Origin of the sequence: Bradyrhizobium sp. (genome assembly GCF_027451485.1) — a bacterium.
GTDB lineage: Bacteria > Pseudomonadota > Alphaproteobacteria > Rhizobiales > Xanthobacteraceae > Bradyrhizobium.
Genome location: NZ_DAIDJE010000097.1, coordinates 98952 through 118156 on the forward strand (window position 1 = coordinate 98952; position 19205 = coordinate 118156).

Consider the following 19205-nt stretch of genomic DNA (forward strand, 5'->3'; position numbering starts at 1 on the left):
GAGATAAGAGATGATGCGGCCGCTAGCGCCGCTCTTGCCGATCGGAATGATGCATGAATGCGCAGCACAAAACCACCGTGAACGCCAACCTGTTTTCCCGGCTGTTCGACGGCGTCGACGATCCGCGCCGCGTGGCCATTGAAACCCATGACGGCAAGCACATCAGCTACGGCGATTTGATCGCGCGCGCCGGACAGATCGCCAACGTGCTGGTCGATCGCGGCGTGAAGCCGGGCGACCGGGTTGCCGCGCAAACCGAGAAGTCGGTGACCGGGCTTGTGCTCTATCTCGCCGTCGTGCGCGCCGGCGCGGTCTTCCTGCCGCTCAACACGGCCTATACGCTCAACGAGCTGGAATATTTTATCAGTGATGCCGAGCCGTCGCTGGTGGTATGCGACCCCTCAAAGGCTGCCGGGATCGCGGTGATCGCAGCAAAGGTCCACGCCAGGGTCGAAACGCTCGGGCCGGACGGCAACGGATCGCTGACGGAAGCCGCCGACAAGGCGCAGTCTGCCTTTGTCACCGTGCCGCGCACGAACGACGATCTCGCCGCCATCCTCTACACTTCCGGAACCACGGGGCGTTCAAAAGGCGCGATGCTGACGCACGACAATCTGGCGTCGAACTCGCTGACGCTGGTCCATTACTGGCGCTTCACCGACAAGGACGTTCTGATCCACGCGCTGCCGATCTATCATACCCACGGCCTGTTCGTGGCGAGCAACGTTACGCTGTTTGCGCGCGGGTCGATGATCTTCCTGCCGAAGTTCGATCCCGATCTGATCATCAAGCTGATGGCGCGTGCCACCGTGCTGATGGGCGTGCCGACCTTCTATACGCGCCTTCTGCAGAACCCCGCGCTGAACAGGGAAACCACCAAACACATGCGGCTGTTCGTGTCGGGCTCGGCGCCGCTGCTTGCCGATACGCACCGGGAATGGTTCGCCCGCACCGGCCATGCCGTGCTCGAGCGCTACGGCATGACCGAAACAAACATGAATACCTCGAACCCATACGACGGCGAACGCGTTGCCGGCGCGGTGGGCCATGCGCTGCCCGGCGTTTCGGTGCGCGTCACCGATCCGGAGACCGGCAGAGTGCTCGGCGCCGAAGAAATCGGCATGATCGAAGTCAAGGGCCCGAACGTGTTCAAGGGCTATTGGCGGATGCCGGAAAAGACCAAGGCGGAATTCCGCGACGACGGCTTCTTCATCACTGGCGACATCGGCAAGATCGACGCCAAGGACTACGTGCATATTCTCGGCCGCGGCAAGGATCTCGTGATCTCCGGCGGCTTCAACGTCTACCCCAAGGAAATCGAGAGCGAGATCGATGCCATGCCGGGCGTGATCGAATCCGCCGTGATCGGCGTGCCTCATGCCGATTTCGGCGAGGGCGTCACCGCGGTCGTGGTCTGTGAGAAGAAAGCCAAGGTCGACGAGGCAACCGTATTGAAGGCACTCGACGGGCGATTGGCAAAATTCAAGATGCCAAAGCGCGTGTTCGTCGTCGACGAACTGCCGCGTAACACCATGGGCAAGGTGCAGAAGAACGTCTTGCGCGAAACGTACAAGGATATCTACGCGGGCAAATAGTCCTGATACGAACCAGCGGCGGGGCAGGGAATGGTAAGTCGAGACCTAGCGGATAGGCTCGTCCTATATTTGCAGGACGCTGAAGATGCCCTGGAGCGCGCAAGTCGCGCTGCGTCCGGCTTTCCTAAAGAAGAACGACTGAAGTTCAGCGAGGTGATCTACGACCTTATCGCGGCTCTACAGTCCGACGTCTGGAAGCCCATCTACGATGAGTACCCTGACCTTGCGCCGGAATACGAAAGCTTCGAGCCGCCGACCATCTGCAGCGAATTGACTTGGGAGGAGGTTGAACTCCCGCCGGAACTGACCGAGGACGACGTCGACGAAATTCTGTTCTCACTGTTGAGGTCACATTGGCAAAAGGTCGCGCTCGTTCTCGCCAACACGCGCGATATCTGCTATATTGAGGGATTCTCAAGCGACTACGAGATTTTTGCTGCACGGCTTCGCTGGCTGTCCGACAAGGACAAAATCGAAGGTATCGGCGATTTGCGGATGTGGCGCCACAGCGAGGTTCGGCTGAAAGACTAGCTAACCGCCGTTCCACAGGCTGATCGCAAAGCGCGTGCCGACGATGAGGAGATACGTCCCGTAGGCCCGCTCGAGCGTCTTTTTCGACAGCGCGTGCGCGACCTTCACGCCGAGAGGGGCGGTCAACAGGCTCGTCGGCATCACCAGCACCGCACCGATCAGCGAGACGTAGCCGAGCGCAAGGGGCGGTTGTAGCGCCGCGACGTCGGGATAATGGGCGGCCGCCGGCCAGCCAGCATAGATATAGCCGAGCGCCCCCGGGATTGAGACGAGTACCGCGATCGCGGACGAGGTCGCAACGCCCTGATGGATCGGGCGGCCGTAGAACGTCATCAGCAAATTGGCAAACAGCCCGCCACCGACGCCCATCAGCGTCGCCAATAGACCGACAAAGAAGCCGAACATGCGCATAAACAGCCCCTTCGGAAGATCGTCGCCGAGCTTCCAGTTCTCGTTGGCGGTCAGCAGCCGCACGGTCGCGAAATAGGCCACCAGCACGAACACGATCTTGAAGAGCCGCTCCGGCGCATAGCGTGCGATCACGCTGCCGGAAAGGACGCCTATCAGAATTGGCAACCACCAGGCATGCAGGACCCCCTTGTCGATAGCACCTCGGGCGTAATGGGCTCGGTAGGAGCTGATCGAGGTCGGAATGATGACGGCAAGCGAAGTGCCGACGCAAAGCGGCATCCGCACCTCGAGCGGAACGCCGGCAACGCGAAAACACTCGTAAAACACCGGCACCAGAATGGCGCCGCCGCCGATTCCGAACACGCCGGCAAGAAACCCGGCGAGCGCCCCGACGGCAATCAGTAATGCGGCCAGTTCAAGAACTTCCGAGACGTTGAGTCCGGCGATGGTCATCGTGCCCCAATTCCTGCACCGGTTGGGTGCGCGTTCATGAATCGTGCTTCAGGTATACCAGCGATACCACGCCGCGCCTTTGTTCAGTCCCCCAATAATGCAAGGCTCATCTGAAGCTATGAACTCACGTTCGCAGAACAGGGATTCTGCCATTGCACTGGCTGTTTCGACTTCGTAAATAGAAATCGTCTACCGCGATCCCAACGAAGGGCTCTTCGCGGAGTCCCGCCAAACCGTCAAAGCGCCCCCCGATGACCGCCAGGATCGAAAGACCGCTTTCTCCACACATACAAACCTATCGGTGGACGCTGACGATGTTTCTCTCCATCGTCCATCGCGCGACCGGAATAGCGCTTTATGTCGGCACCTTGCTGCTGGCGTGGTGGCTGATCGCGGCCGCGTCCGGCCCGACCGCCTATGGCCATGTCCATGACTTCATCGCAAGCTTCATCGGGCGCCTGATCGTATTCGGATACACATGGGCGCTGCTGCATCATTTGTTCAGCGGCATCCGGCATCTCGTCTGGGACCTGGGCTACGGCTTCAAGGCAAACGAGCGCGAAACCATGACCTGGGGCGCACTGGTCGCCGGGATTTCGGCAACCGTGTTGCTCTGGATCATCGCCTATATGATCGGAGGCGGCCGATGAGCGCGCCCAACGTCGTGAAATCGATGCGGACACCGCTTGGCCGTGTTCGCAGTCTCGGATCTTCGCACTCCGGGACGACGGACTTCTGGCGTCAGCGCATCACCGCGGTCGCCATGGTGCTGCTCATGGTGCCGGTGATTGTCGTGGTGATGATGATGCTCGGCAGCAACCATGCCGGAGCCGCGCAGATGCTCGGCTCGCCGCTGGTTGCGATCATCCTGCTGCTCTTCATCGTCGCCAGCACCTGGCATATGAAAATCGGCATGCAGGTTGTGATCGAGGACTATGTGCACCACGAGTCGCTGAAGCTCGCCGCGATCATGGCCAATAATTTCTTCTCGTTCGCGGTCGCGCTGGCCTCGATCTACGCCATCCTCAAACTTGCGGGCGGAGTGTAACAATGAGCGCGGGCGGAAACGGTTCGGCGGACGGCAAGGGTGGCCCGGCCTCCAGCCGCAAGGCCTATCCCATCGAAGACCATACCTATGATGTCGTGGTGGTCGGCGCCGGTGGCGCCGGCTTGCGCGCCGTCGTCGGTTGCAGCGAGGCCGGGCTTCGCACCGCCTGCATCACCAAGGTATTTCCGACCCGCTCGCATACGGTGGCCGCCCAGGGCGGCATCTCCGCTGCACTTGGCAACATGCATCCCGACGACTGGCGCTGGCACATGTACGACACCGTCAAGGGTTCGGACTGGCTCGGCGACCAGGATGCGATCGAGTACATGGTGCGCAATGCACCCGAGGCGGTTTACGAGCTCGAACATTGGGGCGTGCCGTTCTCGCGCACCGAGGACGGCAAGATCTATCAGCGGCCCTTCGGCGGCATGACGTTGGACTACGGCAAGGGCCAGGCGCAGCGCACCTGCGCCGCCGCGGACCGCACCGGCCACGCGATGCTTCACACGATGTATGGTCAGGCGCTGCGGCATTCGGCCGAATTCTACATCGAGTTCTTCGCCATCGATCTGATCATGGATGATCAGGGCGCCTGCCGCGGCGTGATCGCATTGAAGCTCGACGACGGCACGCTGCATCGCTTCCGCGCCCAGACGACGATTCTCGCGACGGGCGGCTATGGCCGTGCTTACGCCTCCTGCACCTCCGCCCATACCTGCACCGGCGACGGTGGCGGCATGACGTTGCGCGCCGGTCTGCCGCTCCAGGACATGGAATTTGTCCAGTTCCACCCGACCGGAATTTACGGCGCAGGATGTCTCGTCACCGAAGGCGCCCGCGGCGAAGGCGGCTATCTCGTCAATTCGGAAGGTGAGCGCTTCATGGAACGCTATGCGCCCTCCGCTAAGGATCTCGCCTCGCGCGATGTTGTCTCGCGCGCGATGACCATCGAAATTCGCGAGGGCCGCGGCGTCGGCAAGAAGAAGGATCACATCTTCCTGCACCTCGATCATCTCGACCCGAAGGTGCTGCACGAGCGACTGCCCGGCATTTCCGAATCGGCGAGGATCTTCGCCAATGTCGACGTCACGCGCGAGCCGATCCCGATCGTACCGACCGTGCACTATAATATGGGCGGCATCCCGACCAACTATCACGCCGAGGTGCTGACCAAGAAGAACGGTGATGACAACGCCGTCGTGCCCGGCCTGATGGCGATCGGCGAAGCGGCCTGCGTCTCGGTGCACGGCGCCAACCGGCTAGGGTCGAACTCGCTGATCGATCTCGTGGTGTTCGGCCGTGCGGCCGCCTTGCGCTGCGCCGAGAAGATCACGCCGAACGGCAAACAGGCGGACTTGCCCGCCGATTCCGCCGACAAGGCGCTCGGCCGGCTCGATCACTACCGCCATGCGGCGGGCGGCACGCCGACCGCAAAGCTGCGCGAAAGCATGCAGCATGTGATGCAGAACAACTGCGCGGTGTTTCGCACCGGCGAGGTGCTGAACGAAGGCCAGAACCTGATTCACAAGGTGCATGGCGGAATCGGCGATATTTCCGTCTCGGACCGCTCGCTGGTCTGGAATTCAGATCTGGTCGAAACCCTCGAATTCGACAATCTGATCGTTCAGGCCGTGGTGACGATGGATTCCGCGGCCAACCGCACCGAAAGCCGCGGCGCGCATGCGCGCGAGGATTTCGCTGCCCGCGACGACCAGAACTGGATGAAGCACACCCTGGCCTGGATGGACGACAAGGGTAACACCTCGATCGACTACCGCCCGGTGCACAACTACACCATGACCAATGAGGTTCAATACATACCGCCCAAGGCACGGGTGTATTAGCGAGACTGTCATGCGCGGGCAAAAGCGCCGAGCGCGTCTTTTTGCAAATGACCGGCGCATCCATCCTTCGAAAAGCGATGGAGTACCGGGTCAGGCCTGGCAATGACGAGCGAAGGATCGAGGCGATTAAGATGGTTGAATTCGCACTTCCGAAGAATTCGAAGATCACCGGTGGCAAGGTATGGCCGAGGCCGGCCGGCGCCACCGAAGCGCGCGAATTCAAGATCTATCGCTGGAATCCGGACGACGGCAAGAACCCGAGCATCGACACCTATTACGTCGACACCCATGACTGTGGCCCGATGGTGCTGGACGGGCTGATCTGGATCAAGAACCACATCGATCCGACGCTGACGTTCCGCCGCTCCTGCCGAGAAGGTGTCTGCGGCTCCTGCGCGATGAACATCGACGGCCAGAACACGCTCGCCTGCACCAAATCCATGCACGACGTGAAAGACGGTGCGGTGAAGGTCAATCCGCTGCCGCATCAGCCGGTGGTCAAGGATCTCGTACCCGATCTCACCAATTTCTATGCGCAATATGCCTCGATCGAGCCATGGCTGAAGACGACCACGCCAACCCCGCAGCGCGAATGGCGGCAGAGCCATGAGGACCGCGAAAAACTCGACGGGCTTTACGAGTGCATCCTTTGCGCCTGCTGCTCGACCTCCTGTCCGAGCTACTGGTGGAACAGCCAGCGCTATCTCGGCCCGGCCGCCTTGTTGCAGGCAACGCGCTGGGTCAACGACAGCCGCGACGAGTCGACCGGCGAGCGACTCGACAACCTCGAAGATCCGTTCCGCCTTTATCGCTGCCACACGATCATGAATTGTGCCAAGGCCTGCCCGAAGGGGCTCAACCCGGCGGAAGCGATTGCCGAACTCAAGCTGAAGATGGTGGAGCGGCAGGTCTAGCCGTTACGCCTTGCGCATGCCGCATCGATCATTCTGAACGCATGGTCGATCGGGGCCGGAAAGCATCTCGCGGCGGACGATCTCAACGGAACCGCGTTCCGGCTTTCCGGATGATGCCCGAAGCTGGGAACAACACTTGGCTGCCGCGGTTAGCGCCTCGGTCCTGCTGCGACTGAGTGATGATGATGTGATGCCGATCGATCCAGCCGAAGATCCGCAGATTCCGCCCGGGCATCCCACCGAGCCGCCGCCGGAAGATCCGCCCGGAAATCCGAGGCCGGACATTCCTCCGCCGGTGCGCGAGCCCGGTGAACCGCAAAGGCCGAATGAACTGCCCGGCGAACTGCCGGATGAATTGCCGGCACCCGTCCCGCCCGGCCCCACCTCGCCGCCGCCGCCGGCCATGGGCGCATGATGTTGGGCACGTGATCAGCAAGCCTTCGGTCGCGGCGTGCCGCCGATTGCCATTTGATCTGACCTCTGAACGCGTGATGAACAGAGATGCGTTCAGGCAAGCGGCGCAGTGCCGCAGATAAATCCATGTTCCCGTTTGATACCCGCCACAATCCGGCCTAACGCCTGTCTGTTGATCTCCGGCGTTTGTTGATTCAACTCCTTCCAGATTCTGTCTCCGCCACGACCACCTTCAAGAACTTCGCCGGGACCCAAAGCACATGACAAAGCTACGACTAGCGCTGCTTGCCACAACCGCATTGACGGCCATGCAACTGGCGGGCTCCCCATCGCATGCGCAAAGCGCACCGATCGTGGTGGCGCAGCAGAGAGAAGAACCGGGCTCCGAGGGCAAGCCCAAGCAGCCGCCCAAGGAAGCGCCGAGGGGGACGCCGCCGGCACGACCCGGAGCGCCGCCGACCCCGCATCAGCCCCCGCAGCCGCAACACGCCCCGGTCCCACCCCAACATCAGGCTCCGCCGCCGCCGCAGCACCCGGCAGCGCCACCACCGCAACGACCGTCGGCACCTCCACCGCAGCATCCGCCGGCACCGCCCCCTGCGGCCGCGCCTCATGCGCCGCCGCCCGCGGCTGCACCTCACGTTTCGCCCCCTGCCGCAGTCCCTGCGCCTGCCGCACCGAAGCCGCCCGCCGCGCCGTCAGTACAGCCACATGAGCGCGAACGGGAAATGGAACGGCAGCAGAAGATGGCGCCGCCGCAACAGCACCCGCCGACTCCGCCTGCCGCGCCTCAACAGACGCCGCACGCCACTCAGCCACCGGCCCCCCCGACGGCTACGCCTCAGCAGGCGCCCCACACGGCTCAGCCACCGGCACCTCCGGCGGCCACGCCTCAGCAGGCACCGCACACGGCTCAGCCACCGGCACCTCCGGCGGCCGCGCCTCAGCAGGCGCCGCACACGGCTCAGCCACCAGCGCCTCCGGCGGCCACGCCTCAGCAGGCGCCTGGCGCAGCACCGGGAGGCCAGACGTCGTTGCCGCCGGCAGCAGCCACCATGGCGCACCGTCCGCCACCGCAGGTGACCGCGCCATTGCCGCCGCCGCCAGCCCCGCAGAACCTGACGCCGCTCCCGGCAAATCCGGCCGCGGCACAGGGCCCGCGGCGGATCGAGGACTTCCGCAATCAACGGCGCGAAGTCCAGGAGGGCGGCCGTACCGTCATCACCGAGCCCGGCCGCTTGATCGTCCGTGATCCCTCGGGCGAGGCCTTTGTCCGCCACGACGAGATGGAGCGTTTCCGTTACGGCGCGCGCAACATCGAGACCCAGCGCGTCGGCGGCGAGATGCGCACCATCGTGGTGCGGCCCGATGGCTCGGAGATCATTACGGTGCTTGCGCCTGACGGTTCGCTGTTGCGCCGGATCCGGCGCGGGCCGCGCGGCGAAGAGTTCGTCCTCATCGACAACTCCTATCGCGATCCGCGGGCGGTCGGCGGCTTCTATGTCGCTCTGCCGCCGCCGGTCATCCGCATCCCCTACGATCGCTACATCGTCGATGCCGCGGACGCCCCACCCGATCTAATCTACGAGACCATGGAGGCGCCCCCGGTCGAGCGTATCGAGCGCCGCTACACGCTCGATGAAATCCGCTACAGCCCGAACGTGCGCATGCTGATGCCGAGCATCGACGTCAACTCCATCAACTTCGACCTCGGCTCGTGGGAGATTGCCCCCGACCAGGCCGCGAAGCTTCAGGTGATCGCCGACGGCCTCAACCGCGCCATCCAGCGCAATCCGCGCGAGGTGTTCCTGATCGAGGGCCACACGGATGCAACCGGCAACGACACCGACAACCTGTCGCTCTCGGACCGCCGCGCCGAATCGGCAGCCGAACTGCTGACCCAGCAATTCGGGGTGCCGGCCGAGAACCTGACCTCGCAAGGCTACGGCTCGCAATATCTGAAGGAGCAGACCAGCGGGCCGAGCCGCATCAACCGCCGCGTCACCGTCCGCCGCATCACGCCCCTGCTCAACGGCGGCACCGCGTCATTGCCGCCTCCGCCGCCTGGCACCGTGCCGCCGCGCTAAGCAGGCCGCCCGAAAATCAAAATGGCCGGGATCGCTCCCGGCCATTTTTGTTGAATACAGAGCTTCCGCTCTACTCTTTATCGCTTTCGAGCCGCAGGATCGGCGAACCCTCCCCGATCGAGATCAAGCCCGATTTGGCGTAGACGCCGAGCTTGGCGCGGGTATCGGTGATGTCGAGGTTCCGCATGGTCAATTGGCCGATGCGGTCTGCCGGCGTGAAAGCGGCATCCTCCACCTTCTCCATGCTCAGACGCTCCGGCTGATACGTCAGGTTCGGGCTTTCGGTATTGACGATCGAATAGTCGTTGCCGCGACGCAGTTCGAGCGTCACCTCGCCGGTGACAGCGCGTGCCACCCAGCGTTGCGCGGTTTCGCGCAGCATCAGCGCCTGCGAGTCGAACCACCGTCCCTGATACAGCAATCGCCCAAGGCGCATGCCGCTGATCCGGTATTGTTCGATGGTGTCTTCGTTGTGGATGCCGGTGACGAGACGCTCATAGGCGATGTGCAACAACGCCATGCCGGGCGCCTCGTAAATGCCGCGGCTCTTGGCCTCGATGATCCGGTTTTCGATCTGGTCGCTCATGCCGAGGCCATGCCGGCCGCCGATGGCGTTGGCTTCAAGAAACAGCGCGACCGGATCGGCAAAGCTCTGCCCGTTCAGTGCGACCGGCTGGCCCTCCTGAAAACGCACAATGACTTTCTCCGCCTTGACGGCGCAGTCGTCGCGCCAGAACGGCACGCCCATGATGGGATTGACAATCGCGATGCCGCTATCGAGGCTCTCGAGATCCTTGGCCTCGTGGGTCGCGCCGAGCAGATTGCTGTCGGTCGAATAGGCCTTTTCGGCGCTCATCTTGTAGGCATATCCGCTCGACGTCATAAAGGCCGACATTTCCGCCCGGCCGCCGAGTTCGTCGATGAACTGCTGGTCGAGCCAGGGCTTGTAGATCTTGAGGCTCGGATTGGTGAGCAGGCCGTAACGGTAGAACCGCTCAATGTCGTTGCCCTTGAAGGTCGAGCCGTCGCCCCAGATGTTGACGCCGTCTTCCTTCATCGCCGACACCAGCATCGTGCCGGTCACCGCGCGGCCAAGCGGCGTCGTGTTGAAGTACGAGATGCCGCCCGTCGAAATGTGGAAGGCACCGGACTGGATGGCGGCGATGCCTTCGTGGACCAGTTGCATCCGGCAATCGACGAGGCGCGCTTTTTCGGCGCCGAACTCGCGTGCTTTTCGGGGAATCTCCTCGTAGTCGGCCTCGTCCGGCTGGCCGAGGTTTGCCGTGTAGGCAAAGACGCGGGCGCCCTTCTGCTTCATCCACAACAGCGCTGCGCTGGTGTCGAGACCGCCGGAAAAAGCGATGCCGACTTTCTCGCCCTTGGGAAGGCTTTTCAGGATCGTACTCATGGAGCTTCCAATCGGTCGCAAATTGGCTGTTGCCGCCTATTTGAAGTTCCTGCACCACCAGCGACGGGTTAAATGCAGGAATTCAAATTGAGACGCGGCACCAGATGTTCGAGGCCGCGAATATCAGAAACTGCAGCAACGGGCACGCATTAATAGCGATTAAGGCTTACACGGACGGTTTTTCTCTGACATGACGGCCGCGCCATCGTTGCAAGACCCGATATCCGGGCCACGCCAGCCGCGTCAGCGCCGCATCGACCGCCTCGTCGGTGAGCCGGGTCGAGGGCCAGCGGTAGATATAGCCGTGCATCAGCCAGATCACCAGAAATGTCACCAGCCCCGCGATGGCGACATCGCTGAAAAAATGGCCGCCAAAGGCCATTCTGAGCAGGCTCGTCGTCGCGCCGAACACGGTTGCGGCGGCGTAGGCGGCGGGCCGCCATGCTGGCGGCGCGAGCGCTGCCGGCGCATAGGTCCAGAACGCCGTCGCGCCTTCGCCCGAGAAGAACGAACAATTGTGCGCGCAGCGCCCGCGCGGGTCCCACCATGGCACGAAAGTCTGGGTGCCGTTGAACTGGGTCACAGTGATCGGACGGGGCCGTCCCCAATAGCTCTTGAAGGTGAGATTGGTCAGCACACCCGCGGAAAGAGTGAGCGTCAGCAGAAGAAAGACGATCGCGCGGCCCGACACCAACAGAGGCCGATCCGGACGCGCCAGTTTTACAACCACTGCGACGATGGCCGGCAGTGCAAAGCCCCAGGAAATCCACATCGCCCCGTCACGAGCGATCACCGCGAGCGTATTGGACTTTACCGGAAACGAGTGGGTCGGCGGGTCATAGAACAGCGACGCCAGTTTCAGATCGAGTTCGGGATAAATCCCGAACAGCAATCCGACCACAAGCGCCAACGCCAGCGCGATCATCAGCCCGGTCCGGTTCATGGCGCGCGGTTTAGCCGAGACCGCACGGAATGAAAAGACGCCTTCACGAGGGTGGGGGCGAAGGTGACTGTGACGGCATGGGCGGAGGCGGCCGAAGCTTCGGCGGCGGCAGACGCCAGGCGCCGGCATTGCGGCCTGCGATCATCCAGTACACGACGCCGGCGACAATTCCCGCCCCGGTCATGATTTCGAGATGCCGCCGCACGATGCCTTCGAAGCGAAGCTGCTCGGGATCGAAGGGGACGAGGCCGAGATAGCACGCGAGCCCGACCAACCCGCCGCCGACCGCATAGGTCAGCGCACCGCGGACATTAAAGGCTTCGGTGATGGCCGCCACGACCATCGCCGGAACCAGCGCAAAGCCACTGACGAAGATGAAGCCGAAGCCCAGGACAACGTTCAAGACGCCGGGATCGACCGGTCCTGCTCCCAGATCGGAGAACTCCGGAAACATGATTGCGGCGACCACGATCATTCCCGCCACAAAGCTGGCAACGAGGAAGGCGAAGAGAATGACGAACAAGCGGCCGATCAGCGCCATGACGAACTACCATCGCATCGGCCATTGCGAGCCAACGGGTCGCGCGAAATACGCGCCCGATGACAGGCTCGGCGATCAAATCCAGCAAAGTCAAACAGGATGTGGATCGCTTCGTCACTTGCGCGCCGCGCAATGACGGAAGGAACCGCCGCCATCTTCAATCCGTCATAGCCATCGCGCGCAGCGCCTGCCGTTCGCGTGCCGACAGCTTTTCGGTCTCCGACTTCAGCTGGCCGCATGCGGCGAGGATGTCGCGGCCGCGCGGCGTCCGCACTGGCGACGAATAACCCGCGTTGAAGATGTACTCGGAGAATTTCTCGATCTGCTGCCAATCGCTGCACTCATAGGCCGTACCCGGCCATGGGTTGAACGGAATGAGGTTGATCTTGGCCGGAATTCCCTTGAGCAGTTTCACCAACAATTTGGCGTCTTCAAGGGAATCGTTGACGCCCCTGAGCATGACGTACTCGAAAGTGATGCGCCGGGCGTTGGAAGCGCCGGGGTAATCGCGGCAGGCCTGCAGCAATTCGGCAATCGGGTATTTGCGATTGAGCGGCACCAGTTCGTTACGCAATTCGTCGCGCACGGCATGCAACGAGATCGCGAGCATCACGCCGATCTCCTCGCCGGTCCGCTTGATGTTTGGCACGACGCCGGAGGTCGACAGGGTGATGCGTCGGCGGGAAATGCCGATGCCTTCGTTATCGGCCACAATCAAGAGGGCGTCCCGCACCGCATCGAAGTTATAGAGCGGCTCACCCATCCCCATCATCACGATGTTGGTGACGAGGCGATTGCCATTCGGCGTCTCGCGATCGATCCAGTCGTTGAGCCGGTCGCGTGCCACCATGATCTGGCCGACGATTTCGCCCGCTGTGAGATTGCGCACCAGACGTTGCGTGCCGGTATGACAGAACGCGCAATTGAGCGTGCAGCCGACCTGCGAAGATACGCACAACGTGCCGCGGTCGGTCTCAGGAATGTAGACGCATTCGACTTCGTGCGCTTTCTCGAGCTTGTCGCCGCCCGGCAGGCGCAATAGCCACTTGCGGGTGCCGTCGTTGGATATCTGCTCGGCTACCACTTCGGGCCGCGCCACGGTGAAGTGCCGCTCGAGTTCCTTGCGCATCTCCTTGGAGATGGACGTCATCGCTTCGAAGCTCTGCGCGCCGCGGACATACATCCAGTGCCAGAGCTGCTGCACGCGCATCTTGCGCTGCGCCGGCGCGATCCCGAGCCCGCCGAGTTTTTCGGCAAGCTCCACGCGCGATAATCCGATCAGCGAGGGCTTTGCAGGCGGCACATAGGATTCCAGCGGCACTTTTTCCAAGGCGACGTGGGCCGAAGCGTGAGTTTGGCCGGAAATGCTGGTTGTTGTCTCGATCATGGCCATCACATAGGCCTTCCGCGACCTCGTGGAAAGGCATCAATACGCGGATTCAAAGATCGAAAACGACCTAGCGGCGGCAGTCCTGCGCGACCCGGTCCAGCGCCTGCGAAAGCCCCTTGAGGGAGAAGACGTCGGTGGTTTCCGTGCCCCTGGCGGAGACACCTCTGACGGTGATATCGGCGGCCTTGCGCATGGCTTCCACCATCCGCTCCTCCTCGGCGGCGTTCTTGATCCAGAGGCCGTCGCCCTGCGTGTACATGGCATAGGATGCGCCGCCGACCTCCAGGGTCGATTCGGATCCCGGCTTCAGCGTGTAGCCGATCATGATCGAGACCTCGTTGACGACCTTTTCGGCGGGACGGGTGGAGATGAAGGCATAGGCCGGATCGCGCGGCCGGTTCGGCGGATTGGTTTTCGAGGAAGACGGCTTTGCCAATGCAAAGCAAACCTTCTTGCCGTTTGGCATCGCCATATAGGCGCCCCAGGTGCCAAACTGGCCAATCAGCGTCGGCTCGCTGCTACCGGCTACCGCAGGCTCGGCCCTGGCCGTCGTGGGTTTGGAGCTCTTCGCGTTTGGCTGCGCCAGGGCATGGGTTACACCGGCGCAGAAAAGCGCCGCGGCAATCGAAGCTGTCAGCATTCCCCGCACGGACATCGCGAAATCTGGTCCCGCATCATTGTGACTGGAAGATGGCCCGCTACCGCATGGTCACAGCTGCGATGGATAGACGGTAAGCGTCCGATTCGGAAGGGTTTGGCCGCAGCTTTAAGACTTAAGTCCGGCCCTTCGAACGCGCCGCTCTTTGGGCTTCCCACTGCGCATCGGTCCAACCCAGCAGGTCTTCCGCGCCCGAGGAGCGCAGATGTGCGCCGCCGTCCTGCACCACCATTTCGCCGTTGATGTAGCCACCGGCATCAGAAATCAAGAAGCTGGCGAGGTCGGCGAGTTCGCGATGTTCGCCGGTGCGGCCAAGCGGATTGCGCGCGGCCCAATTCGAATCGCGTCCCTCGGGGCGAAGCTGGCCCGTTGCACCCGCGGTTGGAAACGCGCCCGGCGCGATCGCCACTGTGCGGACGCCCTTGGGCCCCCACTCGACGGCGAGACTCTTGGTCATCGCCAGCACGGCCGATTTCGCCATCGCCGACGGCACGGTGAAGGCTCGCCCGGTAATGGTCGACGTCGAAAGGATGCTGAGCACCACGCCGTTGTGACTCGCTTCGATCCAGCGCCTGCCGGCGGCCAATGTGCAGTACATCGTGCCATGCAGGGTGGGAGCGAGGATCGCGTCCGCCGCCCGAAAGGATAGCTGCTCAGTCCGGGCGAGGAAGGTGGCGGCCGCGTTGTTGACGAGAATATCGAGCGGCGCGTCACGCCAGATGGCTTCCATCATGGCTTCGACGGCAACGCCATCGCGGATGTCGCACGCAAGCGCCCGAACCTTTGCGGCAAGCGCTGCGCGGATGGTGGCAGCGGTCGCCTCGAGCACCTCCAGCCTGCGGCCACAGATGATCAATTCGGCGCCGAGCTCCGCGAACCTTCGGGCCATCGCGGCGCCGAGGCCGGAGCCGCCGCCGGTGACGAGGATGCGCTTGTTTTTGAGCAGATCTTTTTCAAACATTGTTCTATTCCTCAGGCCTATTTCTCGGGTCTATGTCCTTCAGCCGTTCCAGCATTCTATCAGCGAGACGACCGGCGGCAGATCCGAGACGGATGGATTGCTTCGTTTCGTCCGCAATGACAAATTAGCCGCATCGACAGTGCGTCTGAAAACCGGTGGTGTCCATGAAGGCCATTCTGTGCTCGCAATATTGCGGTCCCGACGATCTCGTGTTGACGGAGGTGCCTGATCCCGTGGCCGGACCGGGCGAAGCCGCGATCGTGATCAAGGCCGCGGCACTGAATTTTTTCGACCTGCTGATGATCCAGGGCAAGTATCAGGTCAAACCACCCTTCCCCTTCTCACCGGCGGCCGAAGTGGCCGGCATCATCGAGAGCGTCGGCAGCGGCGTGACAGGCTTGAAGCCGGGCGATCGCGTCATCGCTTCCTGCGGCCATAACGGCGCGCGGGAAAAGATCGCGCTGCCGGCGACATCCATCGTCAAGATTCCAGCGGAGCTCGATTTCGACCGTGCCGCCGGCGTCATCATCACCTACGGCACCGCGCTGCATGCATTGGAGGATCGTGCGAGCCCCAAGCCAGGCGAGACACTCGCGGTTCTGGGCGCGGCCGGCGGCACGGGGCTGGCCGCCTGTGAACTCGGAAAATTGCTCGGACTGAAGGTGATTGCCTGCGCCTCATCCGATGAAAAGCTTGAATTCGCCAAGGCGCATGGCGCCGAACTCGGCTTGAATTACGCGACTGAGGACCTCAAGGAAGGGCTACGCCGTCTCACCGGCGGAAAGGGCGTCGACATCATCTTTGATCCGGTCGGTAGCCACTATGCCGAGGCCGCTCTGCGCTCGATCGCCTGGGAAGGCCGCTTTCTGGTGATCGGATTTGCCGCCGGCGACATTCCGAAAATGCCGCTCAACCTCGCGCTGTTGAAAGGCTGCGACATCAGAGGCGTGTTCTGGGGCGCCTGGGCGAGGTTAAATCCGGAGAAGAACCGCGCCAACCTGGAGCGGCTCGTACAATGGGCGGCAGAAGGCAAGATTTCCTCCCATGTCGATCGCACTTTCCCGCTGGCGCAGACCGCCGATGCGCTGAAGGTACTCGCCGGCCGCAAAGCGATGGGGAAAGTGATCCTGCATCCGTGATGCGGCCGACGTTCGTGACGGTTGAGCGACGTCATTAACGATGATTAGATGACGCGGTACCGATTCGCCGGCCGTTGGCCACGCAAGTTGTGCCAACTTGTGTCAGCCTGGGGAGCTTGCCACAGCTTCTCCGCATTTGAGCCACGTAGACGCCGCGAGTCGGCCGGCAACGTCGCGTTGCAATGCCTAAATGAAATCAAAATATCTCCCAAATCGAGACCATGAACGTCGCTTTTTGGTCGGATTCAAAATGCGTTTTAAAGCTTTCAGTAACGGGCAGGGGCGCTGAACTGATGCTGCCGGCATGCCCGACGTTGCGTAGTAATGGGAGGCATCACCATGGCGCAGGGGAGCCGCTACAACCCGTACGATACTCCGTATGACTCGGACCACGCCTCATATGAAGACCGGTACGCACAACCGGTAGACCTTGACACGTTCGGCTCGCAATTGAGGTCGCAACATCCTTCGCGATCTATCGCGACCCGCGAGGAATTCCTGCCAGACGATTCCGTTCCACTTTTTCTGTCTGGTTCCGACGATGAATTGCTCTCTTCGAAATTTGCGCGTCCGCGCAAAAGGGGCTCGCGGCTGCTGAAGACCGCCGCCTTTGCAGGTGCGGCGCTGGTCGCGACGTTCGTTGCCGTCAAGAATCCGTTCCCGGTCTTTGCCAACGCGACAGCATCGCTGATCGGCTCCGCCGATATTCGCCAGGCTGCGGCACCGGCAGCCCCGCCGCCTCAGGCGGCCGCAGCCGCGGTGGCAAGCACACCGGCGATGGTCGCGGGCCCGGCGCTGGCGACCGCGGCGCCATTGCCCTCGCGCGATGAAATCGCACTCGCACTGAAGACCGCGCACCAGAATCTGGCGCCCGCGGAAGTCCAGCAGCCGACCACGACCGTGGCGACGGCCGCACCTACGGCCATCGTGCCCGTGGCCCCTCCACCAGCGGTCCCGGCAACTGCGCCGTCAAGGCGGATTGATGCGGCCGAACTCGATAGCCTGATGACCCGGGCCAGGGCCATGCTCGCATCGGGCGATATCGCGGCTGCACGCCTGCTGCTCGAGCGCGCGGCCGAAGGGCAGGATCCCGCCGCAGCGTTGATGCTGGCCGAGACCTACGATCCTGCCGTGCTGGGATCACAGGATATCCGCAACATCACGTCGGATCCCGCAATGGCGCGCAACTGGTATCAGCGCGCCGCCCAGCTTGGCTCGACTGACGCGCAGCGGCGCCTCAGTCAATTGCAATAATCGTCTTCATTCAGGGGTAGACAACATGCGACGTTTGATTGGTATGGCACTTGTTGCCACGATGCTGGCGCTCGGCTTCGCGGCACGCGCAGAAGAAGGCACTGTTGACCCCGCCAAGGTGTCCGACAGCCTCAAGGCCATATTTCAGTTCGGCTCCGCTTCAACCAAGCAAGCGTTGAATGCCAACACCGTGACACTCATCACCGGGACGATCGGCGGCACCTATGTCCAGATTGGCGCCGACCTCGCCTCCGTGCTCGACGACGGAAACAAGTTGCGCGTACTTCCGATCGTCGGGCGCGGTTCCGTACAGAGCGTCGCCGACATCCTGTTCCTGCAGGGAGTCGACATCGGCATCGTACGCGCCGATACGCTCGACTATCTCGAGCGCAAGGGCTTTGCGAAGGACATCAAGAAGCAGTTCACCTACGTGACCAAGCTCTACAACGAGGAAATGCAGATCATCGCGCCGAAGTCCATCAACAGCCTGAGGGACCTTGAGGGCAAGACGGTGAGCGTCGACCTGCCGAACGGCTCAACTTTCGTCACCGTGTTGACGGTGGCCGAGCGGCTCGGAGTGAAGGCCAACTGGGTCTACATCGAACAGCGGATCGCGATGGAGAAGCTGAAGAATGGCGAAGTCGACGCTGTGATCGTCGTCGGCGGCAAGCCCTACAAGTCGGTTTCGAACTTCAAGAATGATGGCCGCTTTCATCTCGTGAAGGTGGACTATGAGAAGCCGTTGCAGGGCGATTATCTGCCGGCCACCCTCACCTCCAAGGACTATCCCAACCTGATCGCGGAAGGTGAATCGGTGGACACCATCGCAGTGCCGGCGTTGCTCGCGGCCTATAATTGGGCGCCCAATACCGACCGCTACCGCAAGATCGCCAATTTCGTCGATGCGTTCTTCACCAAGTTCCCGCAATTCCAGCATCCGCCCTTCCATCCGAAGTGGAAAGAGGTTTCGCTCGCTGCGCCCCTGCCCGGCTGGACGCGACTGCCGGCCGCCCAGCAATGGCTCGACTCGCATGGCATCGAGCCGCTTTCCCGCAGCAAGTTCGACGCGTTCCTGAAGCAAAGCTCGGTGGCGGGAAAAATGCCGTCGGAGGCGGACAAGGAAGCGCTGTTCAAGCAGTTCAAGGCGTGGGAAGTCGAACAGAATGCCCGCGCCCAGGCACCGGCGCCGAAATCGCGATGATGCTCTAAGAAAGAAAAGCAGGGAGAGCAGCAGGGGGCCCGACGTGACCATCGCGTCGGGCCCCTTGATCATTTATGCGGGGCTGGTCGATCAGACCTTCGATGCGAGGCTCCGTTTCAATGCGGCGCGCGCAGCCTCGCGATGCTCGATCGTGATGTGAGCCGCCACCAGACGAATCGCTGTGGCGAGCACGGCGGCATCATCGGTGAAGCCGAGCACCGGCAGCATGTCCGGAATGAAATCGAACGGCAGGATGAAATAGGCGATAGCCGCTAGCAGCGCAGCCTGGACGTGGCGTGGCGTATTGCGGTCGAACGCGCAGTAATAGGCGCTGAGAAGGTCTTCCGCGAAGGGCAGACCGGCGGCGACGCGCTTGAACTTTGCCCAGAAGCGCCGGCGCACGCCTTCGGGAT

19 protein-coding genes are annotated in these 19205 nt (G+C 62.4%); 11 read left to right on the plus strand and 8 right to left on the minus strand.

From position 1 onward, the window contains the following. The first annotated feature begins 53 nt into the window (after positions 1–53). Both NEZ08_RS13325 and NEZ08_RS13330 read left to right on the plus strand, forming a co-directional pair. Positions 54–1595, plus strand: coding sequence for a malonyl-CoA synthase (locus tag NEZ08_RS13325; RefSeq protein ID WP_298107455.1), 1542 nt, complete (start codon positions 54–56; stop codon positions 1593–1595). A 69-nt stretch (positions 1596–1664) separates the two neighbouring features. Then, positions 1665–2126 (plus strand): hypothetical protein, encoded by a 462-nt coding sequence (locus NEZ08_RS13330; RefSeq protein WP_298107456.1) that lies wholly within the window; start codon positions 1665–1667, stop codon positions 2124–2126. On the opposite strand, the gene NEZ08_RS13335 is transcribed toward NEZ08_RS13330, so the two are convergent. Further along, positions 2127–2990 carry a sulfite exporter TauE/SafE family protein gene (locus NEZ08_RS13335; RefSeq protein WP_298107457.1) on the minus strand — a complete coding sequence of 288 codons (864 nt, stop codon included), beginning with the start codon at positions 2988–2990 and terminating at the stop codon, positions 2127–2129. A 251-nt stretch (positions 2991–3241) separates the two neighbouring features. Here NEZ08_RS13335 and sdhC point away from each other — a divergent pair, with 251 nt between their 5' ends. The 6 genes from sdhC to NEZ08_RS25790 all read left to right on the plus strand — a co-directional run bounded on the left by sdhC (position 3242) and on the right by NEZ08_RS25790 (position 9297). Next, positions 3242–3640 carry a succinate dehydrogenase, cytochrome b556 subunit gene (gene sdhC / locus NEZ08_RS13340; RefSeq protein ID WP_298107458.1) on the plus strand — a complete coding sequence of 133 codons (399 nt, stop codon included), beginning with the start codon at positions 3242–3244 and terminating at the stop codon, positions 3638–3640. Next, positions 3637–4038: a succinate dehydrogenase, hydrophobic membrane anchor protein gene (gene sdhD, locus NEZ08_RS13345; protein ID WP_298107459.1), complete on the plus strand. Its 402-nt coding sequence runs from the start codon at positions 3637–3639 to the stop codon at positions 4036–4038. The genes sdhC and sdhD overlap by 4 nt, the downstream gene beginning before the upstream one ends. A gap of 2 nt (positions 4039–4040) precedes the next feature. Further along, positions 4041–5882, plus strand: coding sequence for a succinate dehydrogenase flavoprotein subunit (gene sdhA / locus NEZ08_RS13350; protein ID WP_298107460.1), 1842 nt, complete (start codon positions 4041–4043; stop codon positions 5880–5882). Positions 5883–6013: 131 nt separating this feature from the next. Further along, positions 6014–6796, plus strand: a complete 783-nt coding sequence (locus NEZ08_RS13355) for a succinate dehydrogenase iron-sulfur subunit (protein WP_298107461.1) — start codon at positions 6014–6016, stop codon at positions 6794–6796. A gap of 190 nt (positions 6797–6986) precedes the next feature. Further along, positions 6987–7211, plus strand: coding sequence for a hypothetical protein (locus tag NEZ08_RS13360; protein WP_298107478.1), 225 nt, complete (start codon positions 6987–6989; stop codon positions 7209–7211). A gap of 1033 nt (positions 7212–8244) precedes the next feature. Next, positions 8245–9297, plus strand: coding sequence for an OmpA family protein (locus NEZ08_RS25790; RefSeq protein WP_367278413.1), 1053 nt, complete (start codon positions 8245–8247; stop codon positions 9295–9297). A 70-nt stretch (positions 9298–9367) separates the two neighbouring features. Here the strand turns inward: NEZ08_RS25790 and argG are convergent, their stop codons facing one another. The 6 genes from argG to NEZ08_RS13395 form a co-directional block, all read right to left on the minus strand. Next, positions 9368–10705, minus strand: coding sequence for an argininosuccinate synthase (gene argG, locus NEZ08_RS13370; protein ID WP_298107463.1), 1338 nt, complete (start codon positions 10703–10705; stop codon positions 9368–9370). A gap of 166 nt (positions 10706–10871) precedes the next feature. Beyond that, the gene (locus tag NEZ08_RS13375) at positions 10872–11648 is read right to left on the minus strand and encodes a phosphatase PAP2 family protein (RefSeq protein WP_298107464.1); all 777 of its coding nucleotides are present in this window, start codon (positions 11646–11648) and stop codon (positions 10872–10874) included. A 43-nt stretch (positions 11649–11691) separates the two neighbouring features. Then, positions 11692–12189: a hypothetical protein gene (locus NEZ08_RS13380; protein WP_298107465.1), complete on the minus strand. Its 498-nt coding sequence runs from the start codon at positions 12187–12189 to the stop codon at positions 11692–11694. A gap of 157 nt (positions 12190–12346) precedes the next feature. Then, positions 12347–13576: a 23S rRNA (adenine(2503)-C(2))-methyltransferase RlmN gene (gene rlmN / locus NEZ08_RS13385; protein WP_298107466.1), complete on the minus strand. Its 1230-nt coding sequence runs from the start codon at positions 13574–13576 to the stop codon at positions 12347–12349. A gap of 70 nt (positions 13577–13646) precedes the next feature. Next, positions 13647–14219, minus strand: coding sequence for an invasion associated locus B family protein (locus NEZ08_RS13390; RefSeq protein WP_298107467.1), 573 nt, complete (start codon positions 14217–14219; stop codon positions 13647–13649). Between the two features lie 133 nt (positions 14220–14352). Continuing rightward, positions 14353–15198, minus strand: a complete 846-nt coding sequence (locus tag NEZ08_RS13395; RefSeq protein WP_298107468.1) for an SDR family oxidoreductase — start codon at positions 15196–15198, stop codon at positions 14353–14355. Positions 15199–15362: 164 nt separating this feature from the next. On the opposite strand from NEZ08_RS13395, the gene NEZ08_RS13400 reads away from it, so the two are divergent. The 3 genes from NEZ08_RS13400 to NEZ08_RS13410 all read left to right on the plus strand — a co-directional run bounded on the left by NEZ08_RS13400 (position 15363) and on the right by NEZ08_RS13410 (position 18792). Further along, positions 15363–16337: an NADPH:quinone oxidoreductase family protein gene (locus NEZ08_RS13400; protein ID WP_298107469.1), complete on the plus strand. Its 975-nt coding sequence runs from the start codon at positions 15363–15365 to the stop codon at positions 16335–16337. 546 nt (positions 16338–16883) lie between these two features. Beyond that, complete coding sequence (locus tag NEZ08_RS13405; RefSeq protein ID WP_298107470.1) at positions 16884–17591, plus strand: hypothetical protein; 708 nt, start codon at positions 16884–16886, stop codon at positions 17589–17591. 25 nt (positions 17592–17616) lie between these two features. Beyond that, positions 17617–18792 carry a TAXI family TRAP transporter solute-binding subunit gene (locus tag NEZ08_RS13410; RefSeq protein ID WP_298107471.1) on the plus strand — a complete coding sequence of 392 codons (1176 nt, stop codon included), beginning with the start codon at positions 17617–17619 and terminating at the stop codon, positions 18790–18792. 90 nt (positions 18793–18882) lie between these two features. On the opposite strand, the gene NEZ08_RS13415 is transcribed toward NEZ08_RS13410, so the two are convergent. After that, the coding region (locus NEZ08_RS13415; RefSeq protein WP_298107472.1) for a YkvA family protein at positions 18883–19205 on the minus strand (323 nt) is incomplete at its 5' end.